1 protein-coding gene is annotated in these 4,117 nt (G+C 54.7%); it reads left to right on the top strand.

Annotated elements, in window-relative coordinates; translation table 11 throughout:
• The coding region (locus AC0QH1_RS30665) for a CHAT domain-containing protein (RefSeq protein WP_324635240.1) at positions 1 to 3,795 on the top strand (3,795 nt) is incomplete at its 5' end.
• Positions 3,796 to 4,117 lie beyond the last annotated feature (322 nt).

The raw sequence follows: 4,117 nt of genomic DNA on the forward strand, positions 1-4,117 counted from the left end.
AGTGGAAATGTTACGGCTAACGATGATATCGACGCTGGAAATACTCTGACCCTTTCTGGGAATGACATTCAAACCGAGGCTTTATCTGCTACTGACAATATCGACATTAATGGCAGTGGGGCGGTAACGGTTTTTCAACCGATTAATTCGGGAAATACCGTTAGTATTGACGGCACAGATATCGAAATTAATGGCATGAGTGCGGAGAGCGACATTAATGTGAGTGGAAGCGGCACCGTGACGCTGTTTGAGACAGTGACCACTACTGCTGAGGGTAGTATGACGATCGCGAATGGCGGTCAACTGACGATTAATGGCGCGTTGAATCTCGATGGCTCTTTTGCCCAAATCGGCGGCGGTGAAGTGGCCCTGTTCGATAATATTACCACTGGGGATGATAATATTAGCTTTAACAGTGCGGTTACTTATACGGCTGACAGTGCGGAAATCAATGCCGGACTCGGAACCATTACCTTTGCCGATCGCCTGACATTGGGCATAACCAACCTCACCTTAACTGGCAACGAACTGGATTTTGGCGGATTGATTAGCGGTACGGGAATTCTGCACCTGCGCCCCGGGAGTATCGGGCAAAACCTGCAAATTGCCGGCACTGCGGACACCGAGGGACTGGATTTCACCCTAGGGGAGATTAATTTCTTGCAACCCGGTTTTCAGGCGATCGAAATCGGTCGCACCGATGGTACGAGTGAGATGACCATTAATGCGGTAAGCTTGAACAATTCCATTTTGTTCCAGTCTGGTAGCGGGTTGCTGAAGTTACTCGGATTGTTAGAAGTAACGGTAGGTGAGGAGGTCACGCTTGCCGGGGAAACCCTGGAACTGAGCGAGGGAATCGAAACTGCCAACAGCGATATTACCCTGGATGGCAATGTTATCCTCAATGCCGATATCACCCTCAGTACCGGCAGTGGCGCGGGAAATATCACCTTTCTCGGTACGGTAGACGGCACTCACGATCTGGGATTAAATTCTGGGACGGGAACCGTAAGCTGGAGCGATACTATCGGCAGTACCAATGCCTTGAATGGGTTAACCGTGGATGGGGCAGAAGCGTTAATTTCGAGCCAGTTAACCGTTTTGGGGGATATTGTATTTAACAGCGCGATCGCCCTGACAGGCAACAGCGAGATGACCAGCACGAACGGCAATATCACCTTTAATGGGATCGTAAGTAGTAGTGAGGCTTCAAATCTCAGCCTCAGTGCGGCGAATGGCGGAATTACCTTCAATCGTGCGGTGGGAAGCGGGCAACCCTTGGGGCAGTTAGGAGTGTCCGATGCTAACAGCGCGATCGCCAATGGCGCGATCGGGGCGCAACAAGTCAACGTCAGCGCCAACAGCATCCAGTTCAACCAACCGATAACCACCAGCGGGGGCGAGGTGGTACTCTCGGCACAAAACCAACTGACCGCGAACAATATTACCACATCCGGCGGTGCGATTCGCCTGAGCAACAGTACCGGCGATGTGAATGCTGGCAATCTCAATAGTGCGAATAGCACCGGAACCGGGGGTGACATCCAGTTGGAAAGTCCTACGGGAGCTGCGATCGCCGGCAATCTCACCGCCACGGGTATCGCCGGGGGCAACATCACCGTGATGGCGCGCGATCGCATCGAAACCGGAACCATCGACAGTTCCGGTACCGAGGGCGATGGGGGCGATGTATTCCTCGACCCCGATAATAACATCGAAGTGGGATATATTAACGCCGAAGGGGGCGACAGCGGCACTGGCGGCGATATAGAAATCATCACCCGGCGATATTTCCGTGCGTCGGATACCTTTACCGATCGCAACGGAGAGCAGGCGAGCATTTCCTCTGCAGGAGGACTCGGCGGCGGTAACATTTCCCTGAGTCATGCCGGCGGGGATGATGAGATTCCCTTGATTATCGGCGACGACAGCATCAACGGTACCGCTGGGGTGATTACCACCGGTCCCGAGACCCTGGAATTGGGCGAATCGTTCCTCGGTCCGGTGACCCGGGGGAATATTGATGTGATAACCAGTGAGGTAACGCCGCCAGAACCGGAACCGGAACCGGCAGATATATCCGTCCCCGAATTACCGGCGGAGGAGTCGGAAGACGCGCCAGAAGCGCCAGCGGAATCCACTGTCCCAGAAGAACCGGAACCGGAAGAAGCGGAAACGCCGATTCCCGACGAGAACCCGGGAGAAGTCGTCGAGTCGCCTACCGATACCGAATCTCCCGACACCTCGGCGGCACAACCCGACTCGCCCGCCGCCGCAGAAGATACCAGCACCCCGATCGCCGCGCCAGTGCCAGATGTGACCCCGGTGGATATCGACCCCTTACCAGTGTCCGAGGTGGAAACTCCGGCGGAACCCGATATCCCGGTGGACATCGAAACTCCCGCCGAGGTTGCTCTGTTCCCGGAAGAGCCGCCGGAAGTGCTAACACCGCAGCAAGTGCGGGCGATCGCCACTAACATGGAAACTACTGGGAAACCGGAAGTCAGCCGCGATCGCTATGTCAGTCCGTTAGTGAGGACACAAGCCGAACGAACGCTGGTGGATCCGGGAGTGAGAGCGATCGAAGACACCTTCACCCAAGCATTTGCCGCCCATAACAACGTACCCGCCACCAGCGAACCGGTTTCCCTGGCGCAAGCGCAAACCATCGTGCAGACAATCGAAACCGAAACCGGCGTGCGTCCCGCGTTAGTGTACGTGCATTTTTCCCCCACTGAGTTAAAGGAAAGCCGCGACAACGACCGCCTGGAAATTATCCTCGTTACCGCACAAGGAGAACCAATTATTCGGCGCATCGAGGGACTTACTCGCGCCGAAGTGGAAAAAGCCCTCACTCGCTTTCGCGGTCAGCTCACCGCCTCCGGGATTCGCCGCAATAACAGCTATTTAGACACCGCCCAGCAGCTTTATCAGTGGATCGTCGCTCCCATCGAAGAACACTTAGAAGCCCAAAACATTGAAAATCTCGCCTTTATTATGGATGTGGGATTGCGGAATCTGCCGATCGCCGCCTTACATGATGGCACCGGCTTCATCGTGGAAAAATATAGTGTGGGACTAATGCCCTCGTTGACTTTAACCGATACCCGCTATACGGATATTAAAGAGCTGCCCGTGTTAGCAATGGGGGCATCGGAATTTAACGACCTCTCTCCCTTACCCGCCGTCCCCCTGGAAATGCAAACCATCACCCAAACCCTGCGAAAGGGGCAATATTTTCTCAACGACGCTTTCACCTTCGAGAACCTGAAGCAGCAACGCAAAGCCCTCAACTACAGCATCGTTCATCTGGCGACCCACGGGGAATTTCAAGCCGGCGATCTGGAAAATTCTTACATTCAGTTGTGGGATACAAAGTTGCGCTTAAACCGCCTGCGCGACCTGGGATTTCACGATCCGGCGGTGGAATTGCTGGTGCTGAGTGCCTGTCGCACCGCCCTGGGTGACGAACAAGCCGAATTGGGATTTGCCGGGTTAGCCGTGCAGGCGGGGGTGAAAACTGCCGTAGCCAGTTTGTGGTATGTGAGTGATGAAGGCACTTTAGGGTTGATGAGCCGGTTTTACGACCATTTGAGCGAAGCGCCGATCAAAGCGGAAGCCTTGCGACAAGCCCAACTGGACATGATTCGCGGCAATGTGGCGATCGCTAACGGTGTCTTGCAAACCTCGCGCGGTGAGTTCCCCTTGCCCCCTGCATTTGGTAATTTGACCGTCTCGGATCTGAGCCATCCTTACTATTGGTCCGCCTTTACCGCGATCGGCAGTCCGTGGTAATCTCACTGGATGGGGCAAATTATGACTCGTTGACTCGTTCCCTGGCTCCTGCCTGGGCAACCCCTCCCGAGGCTCCGCCTCCTCAAATATACAACCGAAACCATCCATCAAGGTGCGTGACGCCCCGATTGTATTGTGCGGTTTTCCCACCCAGCAACGTAGGGGGCGTCACGCACCCTACCCCATGAGTGGGACAGCCAATCGACGGGCAACCCTGCTAAACTATAAACTATCCGACAATCAAGCGATTAAACGGAGGAAAAGCCCAATGGTAAGGGAATTGCAACCCGAGGCTCCCACAGAGATTATCTACCCCGAAAGT

The sequence above is a fragment of the Phormidium sp. CCY1219 genome, assembly GCF_055795085.1.